The sequence below is a fragment of the Bradyrhizobium sp. ISRA442 genome (assembly GCF_038085055.1).
In the GTDB taxonomy this organism is placed as follows: Bacteria; Pseudomonadota; Alphaproteobacteria; order Rhizobiales; family Xanthobacteraceae; genus Bradyrhizobium.
Map to the genome: position 1 here is coordinate 252,112 of NZ_JALGCN010000009.1, position 21,015 is coordinate 273,126.

The 21,015-nt window shown below is 64.6% G+C and carries 17 protein-coding genes; 10 read left to right on the forward strand and 7 right to left on the reverse strand.

Annotated elements, in window-relative coordinates:
- The first annotated feature begins 7 nt into the window (after positions 1–7).
- From MTR72_RS20850 to MTR72_RS20860, 3 genes are all read left to right on the forward strand, one after another.
- On the forward strand, positions 8–2,215 hold the full coding sequence (locus tag MTR72_RS20850; RefSeq protein WP_280964884.1) for a xanthine dehydrogenase family protein molybdopterin-binding subunit: 2,208 nt from the start codon (positions 8–10) through the stop codon (positions 2,213–2,215).
- Between the two features lie 110 nt (positions 2,216–2,325).
- Positions 2,326–4,683, forward strand: a complete 2,358-nt coding sequence (locus tag MTR72_RS20855) for an Orn/Lys/Arg family decarboxylase (protein ID WP_280964885.1) — start codon at positions 2,326–2,328, stop codon at positions 4,681–4,683.
- A gap of 6 nt (positions 4,684–4,689) precedes the next feature.
- Complete coding sequence (locus MTR72_RS20860; protein ID WP_341510883.1) at positions 4,690–5,268, forward strand: GNAT family N-acetyltransferase; 579 nt, start codon at positions 4,690–4,692, stop codon at positions 5,266–5,268.
- Between the two features lie 15 nt (positions 5,269–5,283).
- Here the strand turns inward: MTR72_RS20860 and MTR72_RS20865 are convergent, their stop codons facing one another.
- Together MTR72_RS20865 and MTR72_RS20870 are read right to left on the reverse strand one after the other, a co-directional pair.
- A complete protein-coding gene (locus tag MTR72_RS20865) occupies positions 5,284–5,496 on the reverse strand; it encodes a hypothetical protein (protein WP_280964887.1) in 213 nt (70 codons plus the stop codon).
- Positions 5,497–5,657: 161 nt separating this feature from the next.
- Positions 5,658–6,707 carry a hydroxyacid dehydrogenase gene (locus tag MTR72_RS20870; protein ID WP_280964888.1) on the reverse strand — a complete coding sequence of 350 codons (1,050 nt, stop codon included), beginning with the start codon at positions 6,705–6,707 and terminating at the stop codon, positions 5,658–5,660.
- Positions 6,708–6,958: 251 nt separating this feature from the next.
- Here MTR72_RS20870 and MTR72_RS20875 point away from each other — a divergent pair, with 251 nt between their 5' ends.
- From MTR72_RS20875 to MTR72_RS20885, 3 genes are all read left to right on the forward strand, one after another.
- Complete coding sequence (locus MTR72_RS20875; RefSeq protein WP_280964889.1) at positions 6,959–7,534, forward strand: thiamine pyrophosphate-binding protein; 576 nt, start codon at positions 6,959–6,961, stop codon at positions 7,532–7,534.
- An 8-nt stretch (positions 7,535–7,542) separates the two neighbouring features.
- Positions 7,543–8,139: a thiamine pyrophosphate-dependent enzyme gene (locus MTR72_RS20880; protein ID WP_280964890.1), complete on the forward strand. Its 597-nt coding sequence runs from the start codon at positions 7,543–7,545 to the stop codon at positions 8,137–8,139.
- 77 nt (positions 8,140–8,216) lie between these two features.
- Positions 8,217–8,591, forward strand: a complete 375-nt coding sequence (locus MTR72_RS20885; RefSeq protein WP_280964891.1) for a VanZ family protein — start codon at positions 8,217–8,219, stop codon at positions 8,589–8,591.
- A gap of 63 nt (positions 8,592–8,654) precedes the next feature.
- Here the strand turns inward: MTR72_RS20885 and MTR72_RS20890 are convergent, their stop codons facing one another.
- From MTR72_RS20890 to MTR72_RS20910, 5 genes are all read right to left on the reverse strand, one after another.
- Positions 8,655–9,542: a 2-hydroxy-3-oxopropionate reductase gene (locus MTR72_RS20890; protein WP_280971024.1), complete on the reverse strand. Its 888-nt coding sequence runs from the start codon at positions 9,540–9,542 to the stop codon at positions 8,655–8,657.
- A 12-nt stretch (positions 9,543–9,554) separates the two neighbouring features.
- Positions 9,555–10,340: a hydroxypyruvate isomerase gene (gene hyi, locus MTR72_RS20895; RefSeq protein WP_280964892.1), complete on the reverse strand. Its 786-nt coding sequence runs from the start codon at positions 10,338–10,340 to the stop codon at positions 9,555–9,557.
- A gap of 13 nt (positions 10,341–10,353) precedes the next feature.
- Positions 10,354–12,144 (reverse strand): glyoxylate carboligase, encoded by a 1,791-nt coding sequence (gene gcl, locus MTR72_RS20900; RefSeq protein WP_280964893.1) that lies wholly within the window; start codon positions 12,142–12,144, stop codon positions 10,354–10,356.
- A 177-nt stretch (positions 12,145–12,321) separates the two neighbouring features.
- Positions 12,322–13,170 (reverse strand): IclR family transcriptional regulator, encoded by an 849-nt coding sequence (locus MTR72_RS20905; protein WP_280964894.1) that lies wholly within the window; start codon positions 13,168–13,170, stop codon positions 12,322–12,324.
- A gap of 250 nt (positions 13,171–13,420) precedes the next feature.
- Positions 13,421–15,550, reverse strand: a complete 2,130-nt coding sequence (locus MTR72_RS20910) for an acetate--CoA ligase family protein (RefSeq protein ID WP_280964896.1) — start codon at positions 15,548–15,550, stop codon at positions 13,421–13,423.
- A 313-nt stretch (positions 15,551–15,863) separates the two neighbouring features.
- Here MTR72_RS20910 and MTR72_RS20915 point away from each other — a divergent pair, with 313 nt between their 5' ends.
- From MTR72_RS20915 to MTR72_RS20930, 4 genes are all read left to right on the forward strand, one after another.
- Positions 15,864–16,595 (forward strand): GntR family transcriptional regulator, encoded by a 732-nt coding sequence (locus tag MTR72_RS20915; protein WP_280964897.1) that lies wholly within the window; start codon positions 15,864–15,866, stop codon positions 16,593–16,595.
- 87 nt (positions 16,596–16,682) lie between these two features.
- Positions 16,683–18,416, forward strand: coding sequence for an oxalyl-CoA decarboxylase (oxc, locus tag MTR72_RS20920; protein WP_280964898.1), 1,734 nt, complete (start codon positions 16,683–16,685; stop codon positions 18,414–18,416).
- A 153-nt stretch (positions 18,417–18,569) separates the two neighbouring features.
- Positions 18,570–19,847: a formyl-CoA transferase gene (gene frc, locus MTR72_RS20925; RefSeq protein WP_280964899.1), complete on the forward strand. Its 1,278-nt coding sequence runs from the start codon at positions 18,570–18,572 to the stop codon at positions 19,845–19,847.
- Between the two features lie 340 nt (positions 19,848–20,187).
- Positions 20,188–20,952 (forward strand): hypothetical protein, encoded by a 765-nt coding sequence (locus tag MTR72_RS20930; protein ID WP_341510884.1) that lies wholly within the window; start codon positions 20,188–20,190, stop codon positions 20,950–20,952.
- Positions 20,953–21,015 lie beyond the last annotated feature (63 nt).

Below are 21,015 nucleotides of genomic sequence, written 5' to 3' on the forward strand. Positions count from 1 at the left end.
GGGACCGATGAACGCCTATGTCGGAACACCAACATCCCGCGTCGATGGTCGGGCCAAGGTCACCGGCGCCGCCAAATATGCTGGCGAATTCGCCGCCGACGGACTCCTCCACGGCGTAGCCGTCGCAGCCACCATTCCCCGCGGGCGCATAGCCCGCCTCGACACCAGCGAGGCGCTGAATGTGAAGGGCGTGATCGACGTGCTCACCCATGCGCATCGTCCGCCGCTCGCCGACAAGGACGAGGCCTGGAAGGATGAGGTGGCGCCGGAGGAAGGATCGCCGTTCCGTCCGCTCTATGATGACAGCATCAAATTCAACGGCCAGCCGATCGCACTGGTCGTGGCGGAGGACTGGGAGACCGCGAAATTCGCCGCAACGCTGGTGCGCGTCGACTATCAGGAGGAGCAGGCGTTTGCCACCGATCTCGAAGCCGAGCGCAACAAGGCGACCAAGGTGAAGCAGCCGAACAAGCCGCGCGGCGACGCCGCTAGCGCGCTTGCCGGCGCGGCCGTGCGGCACGAAGCGGACTACTTCATTCCGACCGAACATCACAATCCGATGGAGCTCTTTGCGACTACGGCCGTCTGGGACGGCAACGGCAGGCTCACGGTCTACGACAAGACGCAAGGCGTGCAGAACGTCCACAAATTTCTGTGCAGCGTGTTCGACAAGAAGCCGAACGACATCCGTGTGATCTCGCCCTATGTCGGCGGCGCCTTCGGCTCCGGCCTGCGGCCGCAATATCAGGTCGTGCTTGCAACACTTGCCGCGCTCGCGCTGAAGCGCTCAGTGCGCGTCGTGCTGACTCGTCAGCAGATGTATGGGCTCGGCCACCGGCCAGCGACGATCGAGCGCGTCGGGCTCGGCGCCAAGCCCGACGGCACGCTCGAAGCGGTCACGCACGAGGCCACGGCCGTCACCTCACGCTACGAGGATTTTGCGCGCAACGACAGCAGTTGGGCGGAACAGCTCTACAAGAGCCCGAACAGCCGCTATTCCCACAAGCTCGTCCGCCTCGATGTCTCCACGCCCTGCGACATGCGCGCGCCCGGCGCGGCTTCGGGCGTCTGCGCGCTTGAATGCGCTATGGACGAGTTGGCGGTCGCGCTCAAGCTCGACCCGATCGAACTGCGACTGAAGTGCTACTCGGATCGCGACCAGAGCGAAGATCTCCCCTACACCAGCAAGCAGCTACGCGAATGCTACGCCCGTGGCGCCGAGGCCTTCGGGTGGAGCAGGCGCAATCCCGCCGCCCGCTCGATGCGTGATGGCGAGGAGCTGGTCGGCTGGGGCATGGCGACAGGCGTCTGGGAGGCGCTGCAGGTGCCGGTCGCAGCCCGCATCGTGCTGACCGCCAATGGCCATGCCGAGGTCTCCTGCGCGGCGTCCGACATCGGCACCGGCACTTACACGATCGTGGCGCAGGTGGCGGCAGATGCGCTCGGACTGCCGATCGAGAACATCGGCGTCAAGCTCGCCGATTCGACCTTGCCGCAGGCTCCCGTCGAGGGCGGCTCCTGGATGGCTGCATCGAGCGCGCATGCGGTGCTGGGAGCGGCCGAGGACATTCGCCAGGATCTCGCGCGTCTTGCCAGCGCGATGCCTGCCTCGCCGCTCGCCGGCGTCGATGCCGCCGATGTCATCCTGATCGACGGCACGATCGCCAGCAACGGCGAGAAGAGCCGCGCGGTCTCGATCACAGATGCGATGCGCTACGGCAAGCTCGAGCGGATGGAGAAGCAAAAGCTCAACCAGTTCGCGGGGGACAAGTCGCACGCGCGCAACACGCATTCGGCTGTCTTCGCCGAGGTGAAGGTGGACGAGCAGCTCGGCGTCATCCGCGTGACCCGGATGGTCAGCGCGGTCGCGGCCGGGCGGATCCTGAACACCAAGACCGGCCGCAGCCAGATCATGGGCGGCGTGGTCTGGGGGATCGGGATGGCCCTGCACGAGGAGACGGTGATGGATCACCGCTTCGGCCGGATCATGAACCCGAATATCGCCGAGTACCACATCCCCGTGAATGCCGACGTTCACGACATCGACGTGATCTTCGTCGAAGAGCGCGACGACCACATCAACGCCCTGGGCGTCAAGGGCCTGGGCGAGATCGGCATCGTCGGAGTCCCCGCGGCGATCGCGAATGCCGTCTATCACGCCACCGGCAAGCGCATCCGCCGCTTCCCGATCACGCTGGACAAGCTCCTCGCCTGACGCGCCGGGTCAGTGTTCCCGGCGGCTGACGGGTGTGAGGCCAGCCCCTGTCATCCAACTGTCATCGAATGTGCCGAGACCTGTTTGCTCTGGCACATTCGGGACCTGACATGGACTATTTCAAGCGCTTCAACTTCCTGTTCGCCGCACCGGTGTTCGACGCCGATGACCTCGAAGGCATCCGCTTCAACCAGATCATCGAGGAGATCCAGCGCTCCGGCTTCGAGGTGGTCCGCGCCCGCAAGCTGGAGGACGCCGAGATCGCGGTGCAGACCGATGCCGCGATCGGCTGCATGGTGGTGGACTGGGGCAAGAAGGGCCTAGAGGGCAAGACCTCGGCGCTGATCAACCTGATGCGCCGTCGCGGCCTCGATTTTCCGATCATCCTCCTGATCCGGCGCAAGCGGTTCGAGGACCTGCCGGTCGAAGTGCTCGACTTCATCGACGGCTACGTCTTCCTGTCCGAGGAGACCCCGCCCTTCATCGCCAAGAACCTGATCAGCCGACTCAAGCAGTATGCCGAGACGCTGAAGACGCCCTTCTTCGGCGCGCTGGTCGACTATGCCGAGGAAGGCAACCAGCTCTGGACCTGCCCGGGCCACAATGGCGGCATGTTCTACAGCCGCAGCCCGATCGGCCGCGTCTTCGTCGAGCATCTCGGCGAGTCCGTGTTCCGCGACGATCTGGACAATTCCGTGCTCGACCTCGGCGACCTCCTCACCCATGAAGGCCCGGCGCTGAAGGCACAGAAAGAGGCGGCCGCGATCTTCGGCGCGGAAAAGACCTATTTCGTGCTCAACGGCACTTCGACCTCCAACAAGGTCGCGCTCGGCGCGCTCGTCACCGACGGCGATCTCGTGCTGTTCGACCGCAACAACCACAAGGCCGCCCATCACGGCGCGCTGATGATCAACGGCGGCATCCCCGTCTATGTCCCAACCATTCGCAACGCCTGGGGCCTGATCGGCCCGATGCGCTGGGACGCGCTCGACGAGAAGGCCCTGCGCGAGGCGATCCGCAACCATCCGCTGGTCCAGGACCGCGACGCCTGGCGCAGGGAGCGGCCGTTCCGCGTCGCCGTGGTCGAGCAGTGTACCTATGACGGCTCGATCCACAGCGCCGAGATGATCTTGAACCGCATCGGCCATCTCTGTGAGTACATCCTGTTCGACGAGGCCTGGGCCGGCTTCATGAAGTTCCACCCGCTCTATGCCGGCCGCTTCGCGATGGGGCTGTCGAACCTTTCTCCGGATGCGCCGGGCATCATCGCAACGCAGTCGACCCACAAGCAACTTGCCAGCTTTTCGCAGGCCTCCCAGATCCACATCAGAGACCGTCACATCCGCGGCCAGAAGCGACGCGTCGAGCACCGCCGCTTCAACGAGAGTTTTATGCAGCACGCCTCGACCTCGCCGTTCTATCCGCTGTTCGCCTCCCTCGATGTCGGCGCGCAGATGATGAAGGGACGCTCCGGCGAGGTGTTGTGGGATGACACGATCCGACTCGGCATCGAGTTGCGCAAGAAGATCCGCGCCATGGGCCGCGAGTTCGAGGAGAAGGAGCAGAATCCCGAGCGCCGCTGGTTCTTCGAACCCTTCGTCCCCGATCGCATCGCCATTCCCGATGTCAGCCGCCCCGGCGCCGTGCACAACGTCGCCTGGGAGACGCTTTCGACCGACGAGCTCGCTACCAATCCCGCTTTGTGGCAACTCGCCCCTGACGATACCTGGCACGGTTTTCCCGGCATGACCGAGGGCTTTGCCATGACCGATCCGAACAAGCTGACGCTGCTCACGCCCGGCTTCGATCGCGCCACCGGCGCCTATGCCGATCACGGCATCCCGGCGCCGGTCGTCGCGCAATTCCTGCGCGAGAACCGCATCGTTCCCGAGAAGAATGACCTCAACTCCCTGCTCTTCCTGCTCACCCCGGGCGTCGAGGCGAGCAAGGCCGGCACGCTGATCTCCGGCCTCGTCGCCTTCAAGAAGCTGCACGACGACAATGCGCTTCTGGCGGACGCCATTCCGGAGTTCTATCAGCGGCGGCAGCCGCGCTATGCCGGCGTGCGGCTGCGCGACCTCTGCGCCGAGATGCACCGCTTCTTCCGCGCCGCCGATGTCAGCGCACTTCAGGCCCGGCAGTTCCTACCCGAGCATTTGCCGGAGATCGCCATGTCGCCCCGCGATGCAGCGCGCCTCCTGTTCCGCAACGACGTCGATTATCTGCCGATCGAGGCGATCGCGGGTCGCATCGCGACCACGCCCTTCGTGGTCTATCCACCCGGCATCGCCACCATCGTGCCCGGCGAGCGGCTGACGGAACGAGCCAAGCCCATGATCGACTACCTCAAGATGTTCGAGACCTGCTTCAACACGTTTCCGGGTTTTGAGGTCGAGATCCAGGGCGTCTACAAGGAGGTCGATGCCGCCGGCCGCATCGGGCTCTACACTTACGTCGTCGCCGAGTAGCCGCCGATGAACGAAACGGGCGTGATGCGCGCGGAGGATGAGCCGGTCCTGGTCCGGCCCTCGCGCGACAGCGATGTCGAGGCGATGCTGGCGATCTACCGCCATCACGTCCGCCGCGGTGTGCCGCGCGATGTCGAGGGAACCGGCGCGCCTGAGCCCGACGATCTGCGCGACCGGCGCAAGAACCTGAAGCAGGCCCGCCTGCCGCATCTGGTCGCGACCTTTCGCGGCGAGGTCGTCGGCTATGCCTATGCAGTGCTGTTCCGCAAGCGTCCGGCCTATCGCTACACGGCAAAGCACTCGATCTACGTCCACCACGCGCATCTCGGGCGCGGCGTCGGACGGCTGTTGCTCCGGGAGCTGATCGACGCCTGCGCGGCAGCCGGCTTCCGTCAGATGATCGGTTACATCGATGCCGACAACGCGCCCTCGCTGGCACTGCATGAAAAGTTCGGCTTTGGCCGCGTCGGGCTGCTGTGCGGCGTCGCCTATCGCAACGGCCGCTGGTCCGACACAGTCATGGTGCAGCGCTCGCTCGGCGCCGGTGCAACTGCGCCGCCGCCAGCAACGTCTCCTGGACGCTAGACGGGCTCGCAGCCCTTACGATGGAAAGTCAGCCGCTTTCACCTGGATGCGGTCGGCATGCAGGGACCAATGAGGCAAGGCCTGGTCCTTGCAGAACTTCGCCTTCGCCCGCTCCGTGGCTTCGTTCTCGTCAGAGGCATCGATCTCGAGCGCGCCCTGGCAAACCTCGATCTGCCGGCCGTACCCACCGAGCACGTCCTTCATGAACCTGACGACATAAGTCGACATAGGACCTCCTGCGCCCCCGAAGCACTCTAACCCCATTTAGCCCGGACAGGGAAAGGAGATTTTGACGCGGATCAAGTCCAATCGCGGTTCCACGCTTGCTCCGTCATTCCGAGGGCAACGCGAAGCATCGAGCCCGGAATGACCGAGTCAGTTTGCCTGCCCTACCCCGGCGCAACCCCAAACGCCTGCTTGAATCGCTCCGCGTAACGCGGCCAGACCTCGGGATTGATGATGCGCGGCGGCCGCTTGCCGTCGAGCGTATCCAGCACCTGCTCGGCCGCGATCCGCCCCATGTTCTGACGCGCCTCCTTGGTGACACCGGCGGTATGCGGGCTCGCCAGCACGTTGTCGAACTGGAGCAGCGGATGCTCCGGCGGCGGCGGCTCCTTGGACCAGACGTCGAGGCCCGCTCCCGCGATGCGTTGGTCGCGCAGCGCCTGGAGCAGCGCGTCCTCGTCGTGGATGAAGCCGCGGGCGGTTGTGATGAAATAAGCGTGAGGCTGCATCAGCGCGAATTCGCGCACGCTGATCATGCCACGGCTGCCCTTGTTGAGCGGACAGGAGATCGAGACGAAGTCGGCCCGCCGCAGCAATTCGTCGAGCTCGACCTTCTCCCCGCCCCGCTCGGCCATCACCTCGGCCGACAGATATGGATCATAGGCCAGCACCTTCATGCCGAGCAGACTTTTGCACAGCGCGGCGATGCGGCGGCCGACATTGCCGAGGCCAACGATGCCGACGGTCTTGCCCTCGACCTCGTTGCCGACGAGGTCATTGCGGTTCACGTCGCGCTCGCGGCGGAGGCGACGGTCGGACTGGATGATGCGCTTGGACAGCGTGAGCATCATCGCCAGCGCATGCTCGGCGACGGAATGCGCGTTGCCGCCGGACTGGTTGACGACGAGCACGCCCGCAGCCGTGCAGGCTTCGACGTCGACAGGGTCGAAGCCCGCGCCGTTGCTGGAGACGAGCAGCAGGTTCGGCGTCCGCTTCAGCAAGGCGGCATCGACGTGGAAGTGCGGCGCGAGCTCGTCGCGGGCCGCGCCGATCTGGTAGACATGGGCCGCGCTGAGGATCGGCGCATAGACATCCTCGGGGCTTTCGTTCTCGATGCGGTCGAGCCGGACGTCAGGGCGCGCCTTCAGGATGTCGATATAGATTGGATGGGCCAGATATTTGACGTAGAAGACGCGCTTGTTGTTGACGGACATCAGGACCCTTCCGGCTCTCTCCGGGAGATCCGCAAGGCCGGCGCCGCACGCACCTCTTCCATGCTGTCCTCCCGCTTTTTTCGTTGTCGTGGCTTATGACATGGCGGTGCCGGCCGCGGCAGGCCGTCTGGCGCAGATCACGGTGCCGGCCGGGACATGTTGACAATCCCGCTCGCCGCGTCAAGTTCGGCACAGGCCGCCGCGACAGCCAGAGACCAAGAACCGTGCAGCGCGGCCCAAGGGAGAACGCAATGGCGATTGCGGAGCAGCACACCCCACCGGCGCAAGCGTCGAGCGACAAGGCGTCCGCCGGGAAGACCTGGCACGGCATCGTCCTGCAGACGCTGAAGCGGAACGAGGTCAGCCTCGTGCCTTACGTGCCGGACCGCGTGCTGACGCCGCTGATCAGGAACCTGCACGCCGATCCCTTCTTCACCACCTTTGCCACCGCGCGCGAGGAGGAGGCCGTCGGCATCGTCTCGGGCGCCTGGATGGGCGGACGGCGCGGCGCGGTGCTGATGCAGACCTCGGGCTTCGCCACGCTCGCCAACGTTCTCGCTTCGCTCGCCGTGCCCTACCAGATCCCGCTCATCATGTTCGTCTCCGAGCGCGGCACGCTCGGCGAGTTCAACTACGGCCAGTCGCTGGTCTGCCGCACCATGCGCCCCGTGCTGGACTCGCTGGCGCTCGAGCACCACACCATCACCCGGCTCGACGAGCTCGAATTCATCGTCGACCGCTCGATCAAGCAGGCCGTGACCACCCAGGCGCCGGTCGCGCTGATCCTCAATCCGCTGCTGACGGGCGGCAAGGTGTTCGACAAGTGAGGCCGGCCATGGACACGCGCAACACCAAAGTGATGAACCGGTTCGATATCACCTCGCGCCTGGTCGCGAAGCTCAAGAACGAGGAAGCCGTGGTCGGCGGCATCGGCAACACCAATTTCGACCTCTGGGCCGCCGGCCACCGCCCGCAGAATTTCTACATGCTGGGCAGCATGGGCCTGGCCTTTCCGATCGCGCTCGGGGTGGCGCTGGCGCAGCCCGACCGCCATGTCTTTGCCCTAGAAGGCGACGGCTCGCTCTTGATGCAGCTCGGCGCGCTCTCGACCATCGCGGCCTTGAGGCCGAAGAACCTCACCATGATCGTGATGGACAACGGCATCTACCAGATCACCGGCGCGCAGCCGACGCCGGCCGCTGGTATCGCCGACATCGTCACGATCGCCGCCGGTTCAGGGCTCGCCAACAGCACCTGGGCCGCGGACGAGGAGGATTTCGAGCGGCTGGTCGAGGAGGCAATGTCCGCCTCGGAGCCGAGCCTGATCGCGGTCCGCATCGACGACAAGCCGGGCGTCGGCACCACCCGCCGCGATCCCGTGCAGATCAGGGAACGCTTCATGCACGGCCTCGGCGTACGCGAGCCACTTTAACGTTTCGTCATTAACTACACGGCGATCTGATCCCGGCGCCGTAACGGTCCGCAGCAAATCCGTGCTAAGCGGTGCGGATGTCCTTTCTATTGCGTTCCTTTGCCTGGCTGCTCGCAGCCGCCGTCACCTTCGCCACCCTTGGACCGCCCGGCCTGCGGCCGCATTCCGATCTCGGCCAGGATGGCGAACATGCCCTCGCCTTCATCCTGATCGGGCTGGCCTTCGGCCTCGCCTACAGCCGGCGGCGCCTCGCAATCGCGGCTTTTTCCGTGGTCCTGATCGGCCTGCTCGAGCTGATGCAGTTCTGGGCACCGGGACGGCATGCGCGGCTGGAGGATTTTTTGGTCGATGCGCTGACGGCCTGCCTCGGCTTTGCGCTCGCGGCGGCAGCCGACTGGACCATCGCCCGCTTTGGCGCAAGGACCGTGGCAAGCGAAAGCCCCGCGGAGTGATGCTCCGCAGGGCTCATTATCTTCGCCTGCTCACGAGACTGGCGACCATGACCACGTAAGACGTCACGCCGCGGCGATTTCGTGGCCTGCCATGAGTTCCAGAGCTCGCACCATCGCCGAATGATCCCAGGCCTTGCCGCCGTGCGCGGTACAGGCCGAGAACAACTGCTGCGCCACCGCCGTGCTCGGCAGCGACAGCCCGAGTGAGCGAGCGCCTTCGAGCGCGAGGTTGAGATCCTTCTGGTGCAGCTCGATGCGGAAGCCCGGATCGAAGTTGCGCTTCACCATGCGCTCGCCATGCACTTCGAGAATCCGCGACGAGGCAAAGCCGCCCATCAGCGCCTGCCGCACCAGAGCAGGATCAGCACCGGCTTTGGATGCGAACAGCAGCGCTTCGCTCACCGCCTCGATCGTCAGCGCCACGATGATCTGGTTGGCCACCTTCGTGGTCTGGCCGTCGCCGTTGGCACCGACGCGAGTGACGTTCTTGCCCATCCTGTCGAAGACCGGCTTCATGGTGTTGAAGGCACGCTCGGGCCCGCCGACCATGATGGTGAGGCTCGCCGCCTTGGCGCCGACCTCGCCGCCGGAGACCGGCGCATCGAGATAATCCGCACCGAGCGCCTCGATCTTCTTCGCGAACTCTTTTGTGGCCAGCGGCGAGATCGAGCTCATGTCGACGACGATCTTGCCCTTGGAGATGCCGCTCGCGACGCCGTCCTTGCCGAACAGCACGGCTTCGACATGCGGCGTGTCTGGCACCATGATGATGACGGCGTCGGCTTCCTCCGCGACTTCCTTCGCCGATTTGCAGGCGACGCCGCCGGCCGCGATCAGCTCTGGCGAGATCGGCCCGACGTCGTGCAGGAAGAGACGATGACCCGCAGTGAGGAGATGGTTGGCCATCGGCCGTCCCATGGTGCCAAGTCCGATGAAGCCGATATCGATCATGTCTGTCATTCCTCAGGTCTCGAAGGTCTGCGCCGCATGCCACGACAGGCCTTCCAGCGTCGTGGTACGCGGCTTGTATTCGCATCCGATCCAGCCGCGATAACCGATTGCGTCGAGGTGGCGGAACAGGAAGGGATAATTGATCTCGCCCGTGCCGGGCTCGTGGCGGCCGGGATTGTCGGCGAGCTGGATGTGGGCGATGCGGTCGAGATATTCCTGCATGGTGCGGGCGAGATCGCCCTCCATGATCTGCATGTGATAGATGTCGTACTGGATGAAGAGATTGTTCGACCGCACCTCGGAGATGAGCTGCACCGCCTGCTCGGTGCCGCTCAGGAAGAAGCCGGGAATGTCGAGCGTATTGATCGGCTCGACCAGGAGCTTGATGTTCTCCCGCGCCAGCGTCGAGGCCGCAAAGCGCAAATTGCCGACCAGCGTCTCGTTGAGTTCGCGCGGATCGGCATCAACGGGCGCGATGCCGACGAGGCAGTTGAGCTGGTCGCAATCGAGCGCCTTGGCATAATCGATGGCGCGGAACACGCCGTCGCGGAATTCGCTGACGCGATCGGGCAGGATCGCAATGCCGCGCTCGCCCGCTGCCCAGTTTCCGGCCGGCAGGTTGTGCAGCACCTGCGTGAGCCCATGGCTCTCGAGCTGCTCGCGCAGCAGCGCTTTGTCAAAATCATAGGGAAAGAGATATTCGACCCCGCTGAAGCCTGCCGCCTTCGCCGCCGCAAAGCGGTCGACAAACGGCATCTCGTTGAAGAGCATGGTGAGGTTGGCGGCGAATCTCGGCACGATGCTGTCCTCCCTATTCCGCCGGCTCGAGTGCGCCGGGCCGCGTGCTCTTGACCTCGTCGAGCGGCAGATCCAGCACCTCCTCGAACTCGACGATGTTGTCGATCTCCATCCCCATCGCGATGTTGGTGACGCGTTCGAGGATGAACTCGACCACGACGGGCACGCGATGCTTCGCCATCAGCTCGCGCGCGGTCGCGAACGCAGCCTGCGCGTCCTTCGGATCGGTGACGCGGATCGCCTTGCAGCCGAGGCCTTCGGCCACCGCGACGTGATCGACTCCGTAGACGCCGATCTCGGGCGCGTTGATGTTCTCGAAGGAGAGCTGGACGTGATAGTCCATGTCGAAACCGCGCTGGGCCTGGCGGATCAGGCCGAGATAGGAATTATTCACGACGACGTGGATGTAGGGCAGATTGAACTGCGCACCGACCGCCAGTTCCTCGATCAGGAACTGGAAGTCGTAGTCGCCCGACAGCGCGACGACGTCGCGGTCAGGACACGCCGCGCGCACGCCGAGCGCAGCCGGCAGCGTCCAGCCGAGCGGACCCGCCTGCCCTGCATTGATCCAGTTGCGCGGCTTGTAGACGCCCAGGAACTGCGCGCCGGCGATCTGCGACAGGCCGATCACGGTGACATAGCAGGTGTCGCGGCCGAAAGCCTTGTTCATCTCCTCATAGACGCGCTGCGGCTTGATCGGCACGTTGTCGAAATGGCTCTTGCGCAGCATCGAACGCTTGCGGTCGCGGCAGGCCGCGGGCCACGCCTGGCGCTCGCGCAACCTGCCTGACCGGCGCCACTCCCTGGCGACGGTGACGAACAGTTCGAGCGCGGCCTTCGCGTCCGAGACGATGCCGAGATCGGGATTGAACACGCGCCCGATCTGGGTCGGCTCGATGTCGACGTGCACGAAGGTGCGGCCCTTGGTGTAGGTCTCGATCGAGCCGGTGTGGCGGTTGGCCCAGCGGTTGCCGATGCCGAGCACGAAATCGGACTCGAGCATGGTGGCGTTGCCATAGCGGTGGCTGGTCTGCAGGCCGACCATGCCGGCCATGAGCACGTGATCGTCGGGAATTGCGCCCCACCCCATCAGCGTCGGCACCACTGGCACGTTGAGGGTCTCTGCAAATTCGACCAGGAGATCCGAGGCATCGGCGTTGATGACACCGCCGCCCGCCACGATCAGCGGCCGCTCGGCGGCATTGAGCATCTCCAGCGCCTTCTCGACCTGCTTGCGCGTCGCGGCGGGTTTGTAGACCGGCAGCGGCTCGTAGGTCTCGTCGTCGAATTCGATCTCTGCGAGCTGGACGTCGAGCGGCAAGTCAATCAGCACCGGACCCGGCCGGCCCGAGCGCATCACATGCAAGGCCTGGCTGAACACGCGCGGAACCAGCGCCGGCTCGCGCACGGTGACCGCCCATTTGGTCACGGGCTTTGCGATCTGTTCGATGTCGACGGCCTGGAAATCCTCCTTGTAGAGCCGCGCGCGCGGCGCCTGGCCGGTGATGCAGAGGATCGGAATGGAATCGGCGATCGCCGAATAGAGCCCGGTGATCATGTCGGTGCCGGCCGGCCCCGACGTGCCGATGCAGACGCCGATATTGCCGGCCTTGGCGCGCGTATAGCCTTCCGCCATGTGCGAGGCGCCTTCGACGTGGCGTGCCAGGATGTGGCGGATCGAGCCGCGCTTCTTCAGCGCCGAGTAAAGCGGATTGATCGCAGCTCCCGGAACGCCGAAGGCGGTCGAGATGCCTTCCTTCTCCAGAATTCGCACGGCTGCATCGACGGCTCGCATCTTCGCCATATCGGACCTCGCTCGGTTGCGTCAGCGAGCGGGATCATCGAATGCGCAGGCGCTGATCTCAACGAGATCGGTTTTATTTCCCACGGAGTGGAAGGGTCGCGAGAAAGTCATCAAAAATCAGGCGGTTGGCGACGCGCCCGCATGGAAACAGACGAGCATCGAGATCGCGAGATCTATTCAGACCCGCTTCGTCCCCGGCATCACACCACCCAGCGCCGCCGTGAGCTCCGCGGCCGTCTCGCGCACGACGCAACCGATCTCCGGCAAACGCTCGTCCGTGATGCGGCTCGTCATGCCGGAGACGGAGATCGCGGCCAGCGGTTCGGCGCGATCATCATAGACCACGGCGGCGACGCAGCGCAGGCCCATCTGCGCTTCCTCGTCGTCGATGGCGTAGCCTTGCTCGCGGATTCGCGCGAGCTCGCGGAACAGATCGCTCGGCCGCACGATCGACTTCTCGGTCAGCCTCGGCATGCCGTGATGGCGGATGATGGCGCCGACATCCTCGTCGGAATAGGTCGCGAGCACCGCCTTGCCCACGCCGGAGGTGACCATCGCGACGCGGCCACCGACCTTGGTAAGCGATCGCATGATCTCGCGGCTCTCCATGCGGGTCAGCACGATGATGAACTCGTCGTCGACCACGGCGAGGTTTGCGGTTTCGCGGGTGAGATCGCGCAGCTTGCGCAAATATGGGACCGCCTGGGCCGAAAAATTGCGCCGCCGCGCGAAGCTCGCGCCCACCGTGAAGCTGCGCACGCCGACATGCCATTTCGACTGGGTGCGGTCGAACTGCACGAAGCGGCGGCTTTCCAGCGTCGCCAGCAGGCGGTGCACGGTCGAGGTCGACAACCCGGTACGGACGGCGAGATCGCTGAGGCGATAGCCCTCGTCGTCCTCGGCCAGCGTCTCCAGGATCGACAGCGCGCGGTCGACCGACTGCACGCCGCCGTCGCGCGCCTCAGAGTCGGCCTCCGCCGGCGATCGAGGTTCGAGCGATTTGCGCCGGATCACGTTCTTGCTCATCGCGACCTGCATTCGTCAATCAGACAAAGCGCGAGCTGCCTCCTCTCCCTCGCCCCGTTCTTACGGGGAGAGGGTCGGGGTGAGGGGCTGCTTCCGCGATCACGGTAAGAGATGGACTCGCGGAGAGTCCCCCTCACCCGAATTCGAGCTCCGCTCGATTCGACCTCTCCCCGCAAGCGGCGCGAGGCAAGCAAACGTCCTCAGATGAAAATGCCGCTTCGGAAGACTTCCGAAGCGGCACTTCCTCGTCTCAGAGCAGCCCTGCCCCGCGCGCCCACTTGTACTTGGCGCCCAAGACCTCGACCGGCAGTTCGGTCGAATAGGCATAGGCCGGGATGCCGTTCTGGTAGAGATATTCGGCGGCTTCCTCGACCTCGACGTCGCCGGCGAGCGAGGCGACCATGGGCTTCACGAAGCCCTTGGCCTCCATTTCCTTCTTCACCTCGACCATGTTGCGGGCGAACACCATCGGCGGGGTGACGATGGTGTGCCAGTATCCGAGGATCAGCGCGTGGATGCGATCATCGGACAGGCCGAGCTTCACCGTGTTGACGTAGGTGATCGGCGGCTCGCCGCCGGTGATATCCACAGGATTTCCGGCAGCGCCGAACGGCGGGATGAACTTGCGGAAGGCAGCATCCAGATCCGGCGGCATCGACATCAGCGACAGGCCGTTGTCGACGCAGGAGTCCGACAGCAGCACGCCCGAGCCGCCAGCGCCAGTGATGATCAGCACGTTCTCGCCCTTGGGCGTCGGCAGTACCGGCACGCCGCGGGCGAATTCGAGCAGTTGCCGCAGGCTGCGGGCGCGGATCACGCCCGACTGCTTGAACACGTCCTCGTAGATCCGGTCGTTGCCGGCAAGCGCGCCGGTGTGCGAGGACGCGGCCTTCGCGCCGGCCGAGGTGCGGCCCGCCTTGAGCACGACAACCGGCTTCTTCTTGGAGACGCGTTTTGCCGCTTCCGCGAAGGCGCGGCCATCCTTGAGGTCCTCGCAGTGCTGCGCGATCAGATTGGTGTTCGGATCCTGCTCGAAGAAGGCGAGCAGATCGTCCTCGTCGATATCCGACTTGTTGCCGAGGCCGACGATCGCGGAGACGCCCATCTTCGCCGAGCGCGAGAAGCCGATGATGGCCATGCCGATGCCGCCCGACTGCGAGGACAGCGCCGCGTGGCCCTTCACGTCGTAGGCCGTGCAGAAGGTCGCGCAGAGATTCGCCGGCGTATAGTAGAAGCCGTAGATGTTCGGCCCCATCAGGCGAATGTCGTACTTCTTGCCGACCTCGACGATCTCGGCCTGCAATTCCGGCGCACCGGCTTCAGCAAAGCCCGAGGGAATCAGAACCGCGCCCGGAATCTTCTTCTCACCGCACTCGGTCAGCGCGCCGGCGACGAACTTCGCGGGGATTGCGAACACCGCAACGTCGATGACGCCCGGCACGTCCTTGACGCTCTTGTAGGCCTTGTAGCCGAGGATTTCGGGGGCCTTAGGATGGATCGGAATGATCTCGCCCTTGTAGCCACCGTTGATGAGGTTCTTCATCACGGAGTTGCCGATCTTGCCGTCTTCGGCCGAGGCGCCGATCACGGCGACGGCCTTCGGCTGCATGATGCGGTTCATGGCGGCGACGATCTCTTCGGTCGGGCGCGGCTTCGGTTTGGGCTTGTAGGCGAAATCGACGACGATGCGGACGTCGGCGGCGGTCGCATCCTTCGGGGTCGCGAACACCGGGTTGAGGTCGAGCTCGACGATTTCCGGGAAGTCCGAAACGAGCTGCGAGACCTTGACGATGACGTCGGCCAGCGCCGTGCGGTTCACCGGCTCGCCGCCGCGCACGCCCTTGAGGATCTCATGCGCCTGGATGCCGTCGAGCATCGACAGCGCGTCTTCCTTGGTCGCGGGCGCAAGGCGGAAGGTGATATCCTTCAGTACCTCGACCAGCACGCCGCCGAGGCCGAAGGCGACCAGCTTGCCGAACGAGCCGTCGGTGATCGAGCCGATGATCACTTCGGTGCCGCCGGCCAGCATCTGCTGCACCTGGATGCCCTCGATCTTGGCGTCGGCCTTGTACTTCTTGGCGTTGGAGAGAATGGTCTCGTAGGCCTTCTCGGCGTCCTGCGCCGTCTTCACGCCGACAATGACGCCGCCGGCTTCGGTCTTGTGGAGAATGTCGGGCGAGACGATCTTCATCACGACCGGGAAGCCCATCGAGGAGGCGATCTTACCGGCCTCCCCGGCCGACTTCGCGACCCCCTCCTTCGGCACCGGAATGCCGTAGGCGTCGCAGACCAGCTTACCCTCCGGCGCCGTCAGGCTGGTGCGCTTGTCCGCCTTGACCTGGTCAAGCACCTTGCGGACGGCATCTTTGGAATTGGACATATGATTCTCCCTTGACCTCAGTTCTTGCTTTGCAAAGCGCGCGCGTATTGCGGCCGCCAGTGATGCTTGCCATTCGCCGCGCTCTGCTCCATGCCGCGGAACGGAGTGGCGTAAGGCCAAGACTACTCCGCCGGCTTGGATCAAAAATGGCTGGCGATGGCATTTGGTATGCCAGAAGCCAACTTGTCAAGCCGCCGCATGGCTTAGAACGCCGCAAAAAATAGGCAGCTTGACATTCTGGCATGTGGTATGCCAAAAACTTTCCGGTAAATAATCCTGTAAAAGACGACTCCCCTAGAGGAGGAGAATCGTCATGTCCCTGCGGAAACCAACCAAGGCGTTGCCGAACATGGCCGAGGCAGACATCGCAATCGTTCGTATTGCCCCGGAGAGCAGCTTCAAGAACAAGGCGTATGACGCCTTGAAGGAAGCGATCCTCAAGATGGACATCTACTCGACGCCCGAGCCGGTGATGCTGGACGAGCGCGCGCTGTCCGAACGCCTGGGTGTCAGCCGCACGCCGATCCGCGAAGCGATTGCCATGCTCGAGCAGGACGGTTTCGTGAAGACGGTTCCGCGCCGCGGCATCATGGTGGTGCGCAGGACCAAGAGCGAGATCGTCGACATGATCCGCGCCTGGGCCGCGCTGGAGAGCATGGCGGCCCGCCTGATCACCACCACCGCGCGCAAGAAGGACATCTCGGCGCTGCGCGACTTCTTCAAGGATTTCGGCAAGGACCGCCTGCCCGAGGATCACGTCGAGGAATATTCCAAGGCGAACATCGCCTTCCATCAGGCGTTGATCTCGCTGTCGGAATCGCCGGTGCTGGTCGATCTCACCAACGATCTCTTGCTGCACGTGCGCGGCTATCGGCAACTGACCATCGGGCGGAAGGACCGCACCGCGACCTCGCTGCCCGAGCATCTCGGCATCATCGAAGCGCTGGAAGCGCGCGACACCGAGCTCGCCGAGAAGCGCGCCCGCGATCACACCCTTGGCCTTGCGGCTTACGTCGAAGCCCACGGCCAGGAACTATTCACGTAGCTCTTGAGCTAGCAACGTTCACCAGAAGGGCGAACCATTCGCCCCCAAAGCCAAAAACGGCACCTTGAGACCAGGGAGACAAGGCCCATGCTGAATACCGCGACCAAGTCCGAAGCACCGGGCACCGAGCAGGAACTGACGGATGGCTTCCATCTCGTCATCGACGCGCTCAAGCTGAACGGCATCAACACCATCTATAATGTGCCGGGCATCCCGATCACGGATTTGGGCCGCATGGCGCAGGCCGCCGGCATCCGCGTGATCTCGTTCCGCCACGAGCAGAACGCCGGTTACGCGGCGAGCATCGCCGGCTTCCTCACCAAGAAGCCCGGCGTCTGCCTCACCGTCTCCGCGCCCGGCTTCCTCAACGGTCTCACCGCGCTCGCCCACGCCACCACCAACTGCTACCCGATGATCCTGATCTCGGGCTCCTCCGAGCGCGAGATCGTCGACCTGCAGCAGGGCGACTATGAGGAGATGGACCAGCTCGCGATCGCAAAGCCCCTGTGCAAGGCGGCCTATCGCGTGCTGCACGCCCAGGACATCGGCATCGGTCTTGCCCGCGCCATCCGCGCCGCGGTCTCGGGCCGTCCCGGCGGTGTCTATCTCGACCTTCCGGCAAAGCTGTTCGGCCAGGTGATGAACGCCGATGCCGGCCAGAAATCGCTGGTCAAGGTGATCGACGCAGCTCCCGCGCAGATCCCCTCGCCTGCTTCGGTCAAGCGCGCACTCGACGTGCTCAAGGGCGCCAAGCGCCCGCTCATCATCCTCGGCAAGGGCGCGGCCTACGCGCAGGCCGACGAGGAGATCAAGACCTTCGTCGAGAAGAGCGGCGTGCCCTTCCTGCCGATGAGCATGGCCAAGGGTCTGCTGCCCGACACGCATCCGCAGTGCGCCGGTGCGGCCCGCTCGACGGTGCTCAAGGAATCCGACGTGGTGCTGCTGATCGGCGCGCGGCTCAACTGGCTGCTCTCGCATGGCAAGGGCAAGAGCTGGGGCGAAGCGCCGAAGAAGTTCATCCAGGTCGACATCGAGCCGAAGGAGATGGACTCCAACGTCGAGATCGTCGCGCCCGCCGTCGGCGACATCGGCTCCGTCGTCGCAGCGTTCAACCAGGCGATGGGTTCGAGCTGGACCGCACCGCCGGCCGAATGGACCAAGGCTGTTTCGACCAAGCGCGAAGAGAACGTCGCCAAGATGGCGCCGAAGCTCATGAACAACAAGTCGCCGATGGATTATCACGGTGCGCTCGGCGTGCTGAAGAACGTGATCAAGGAGTATCCCGAGGCGATCCTGGTCAACGAGGGCGCCAACACGCTCGACCTCGCCCGCGGCGTCATCGACATGTACAAGCCGCGCAAGCGTCTCGATGTCGGTACCTGGGGCGTGATGGGCATCGGCATGGGCCAGGCGATCGCCGCTGCGCTCGAGACCGGCAACCCCGTGCTGGCCGTGGAAGGCGACAGCGCCTTCGGCTTCTCCGGCATGGAGGTCGAGACCATCTGCCGCTACAACCTGCCGATCTGCGTCGTCATCTTCAACAATGACGGCATCTATCGCGGCACCGACGTCAACAGCGCCAACTCCGATCCCGCGACCACCGTGTTCGTCAAGGGCGCGCGCTACGACAAGATGATGGAAGCCTTCGGCGGCGTCGGCGTGAACGCCACCTCGCCGGACGAATTGAAGCGTGCCGTGAACGAGGCGATGAAGTCGGGCAAGCCAACGCTGATCAACGCAGTGATCGATCCGGCCGCAGGCTCGGAAAGCGGCCGCATCGGCAACCTCAATCCGCAGAGCGTCCTGCAGAAGAAGAAGTGAACACTCATCGGGTCATTCCCCGCGCAGGCGGGGAATCCAGTAATCGCCGACCATCCTTGATGGCGAACACTGAGCCCGACTGAACTTGCAGCGAATACTGGATGCCCGCCTTCGCGGGCATGACGGCAACAGATTGGAAAAGGAGCAGACACGATGACAAAGGCGCTCACGGGCGTACGCATTCTCGACTTCACCCACGTCCAGTCCGGACCAACCTGCACGCAGTTGCTGGCATGGTTCGGCGCGGACGTGATCAAGGTGGAGCGGCCGGGCGTCGGCGACATCACCCGCGGCCAGCTACAGGACATCCCGAACGTGGACAGCCTGTATTTCACCATGCTCAACCACAACAAGCGCTCGATCACGCTCGACACCAAGAACCCCAAGGGCAAGGAAGTCCTGACCGAGCTGATCAAGAAATGCGACGTGCTGGTCGAGAACTTCGGCCCCGGCGTGCTCGATCGCATGGGCTTCCCCTGGGAGAGGATTCAAGCGATCAACCCGAAGATGATCGTCGCTTCGATCAAGGGTTTCGGCCCCGGGCCGTACGAGGACTGCAAGGTCTATGAGAACGTCGCGCAGTGCACCGGCGGCGCCGCCTCGACCACCGGCTTCCGCGACGGCCTGCCGCTCGTCACCGGCGCGCAGATCGGCGATAGCGGCACCGGCCTGCATCTTGCGCTCGGCATCGTCACCGCGCTCTACCACCGCACCCATTCGGGCAAGGGCCAGCGCGTCACGGCTGCGATGCAGGACGGCGTGCTCAACCTCGCCCGCGTCAAGCTGCGCGACCAGCAGCGTCTCGCCCACGGCCCGCTTAAGGAATACAGCCAGTTCGGCGAAGGCATTCCGTTCGGCGACGCCGTGCCGCGCGCCGGCAACGACTCGGGTGGCGGTCAGCCCGGCCGTATTCTCAAGTGCAAGGGCTGGGAGACCGATCCCAACGCCTACATCTACTTCATCACCCAGGCCCCGGTCTGGGAGAAGATCTGCGACGTGATCGGCGAGCCGACTTGGAAGACCGATCCGAACTACGCCAAGCCGGCCGCGCGCCTGCCGCGGCTCAACGAAATCTTCGCCCGCATCGAACAGTGGACGATGACCAAGACCAAGTTCGAGGCGATGGAAATCCTCAACAAGGACGACATCCCCTGCGGCCCGATCCTGTCGATGAAGGAGATCGCGGAGGACCAGTCGCTGCGCAAGACCGGCACCGTGGTCGAGGTCGATCACCCCACCCGCGGCAAGTATCTCTCGGTCGGCAACCCGATCAAGCTGTCGGATAGCCCAAGCGACGTGCAGCGCTCCCCGCTGCTCGGCGAGCACACCGACGAGATCCTGCGCCAGGTGCTGGGCTTCTCGGATCACCAGGTCGCCGAGATCCACAAGTCCGGCGCGCTCGATCCGCCGCAGAAGCAGGCCGCCGAGTAAGCGGAAGCACTTCCGAGACGAAAGGGCCGCCTGTTCAGGCGGCCCTTTTTGCATGGGGAATCATCCGGCAAGCGGGTCGGATGGCGTGCCCGACATAGGCACAACAAGCGGCGAAGCAGACGCGCGCCCTCTCCCGCTCGCGGGCTCCCACCAAAATTTGAAAAACAACCCCATGCAAAGTAGCTGTCAAGTGCCGGCGCCACCGTTTTCGATTTTACGAAGCCCTTTGACACGTCGGGCAAAACAGTGGCACCAAGCTATCATGGCGCAATTCGGAAGACGTCCCCCGGGGCGCTAAGATCACGAGGGCCGAGTCGCATCTTGCGGCGGCAAGGCCTTGATGCTCATCTTCGGCGATCCTCTGGTTTTCGCTGGCACTGCTGCCGTCGAGTTGCAGAAGAGCATTGAGGTCAGCATGTCATTGTTGGGCGAGGCAGCCGTCGCGATGTGGTGGAGCGTTGGCGCCGAGCAACGCTCGGAGTTCGGCGACTGGCATTCGCATGAGCATTTTCCGGAGCGGATGAGCATTCCCGGCTTCCGGCGCGGATCGCGGTGGACCAGCACGGAGGACGCCGAGGGCTTCTTCGTGCTCTACGAGCTGGCGCAGTACGAAACCCTCACATCGCGCGGATATCTCGACCGGCTCAACGCGCCGACGCCCTGGTCGACCAAGATGATGCCGCATCATCTCGGCATGGTCCGCAGCCAGTGCCGGGTCGCGGCGAGTTTTGGTGGCGGCATCGCAACCTTGCTCGCCACCATCAGGCTGTCGCCGGATACCGGACGCGAGGCGGACCTTCAGGCCGCACTCGCGGAGACGCTCCGCGCACTCGCACCGCAACCGGGATTGACCGGCGCCCACCTGCTCTTGACCGACACCCCCAGCACGAGCGCGCCCACAACCGAGCAGCAGATCCGGGGCGCCGACGGCGCGGCCGACTGGATCGCCCTGCTGTCCGGCTACGATTCCGCGGTGGTCGAGAGCGTGTTGACCAACCAGCTTTCGCCGGCAGTGCTTGGCGCTGCGGGCGCGCGGGACAACCCGACGATCGGCCGCTACAGGCTTGCGTTCACGATGACGCCGCAGGATGTGACGGCGATTTAGCCGCTCCGGCCACAGCATCGGCAACGGCGCTCCACACAAAAGCCAACAAGAAAATCCGCGATG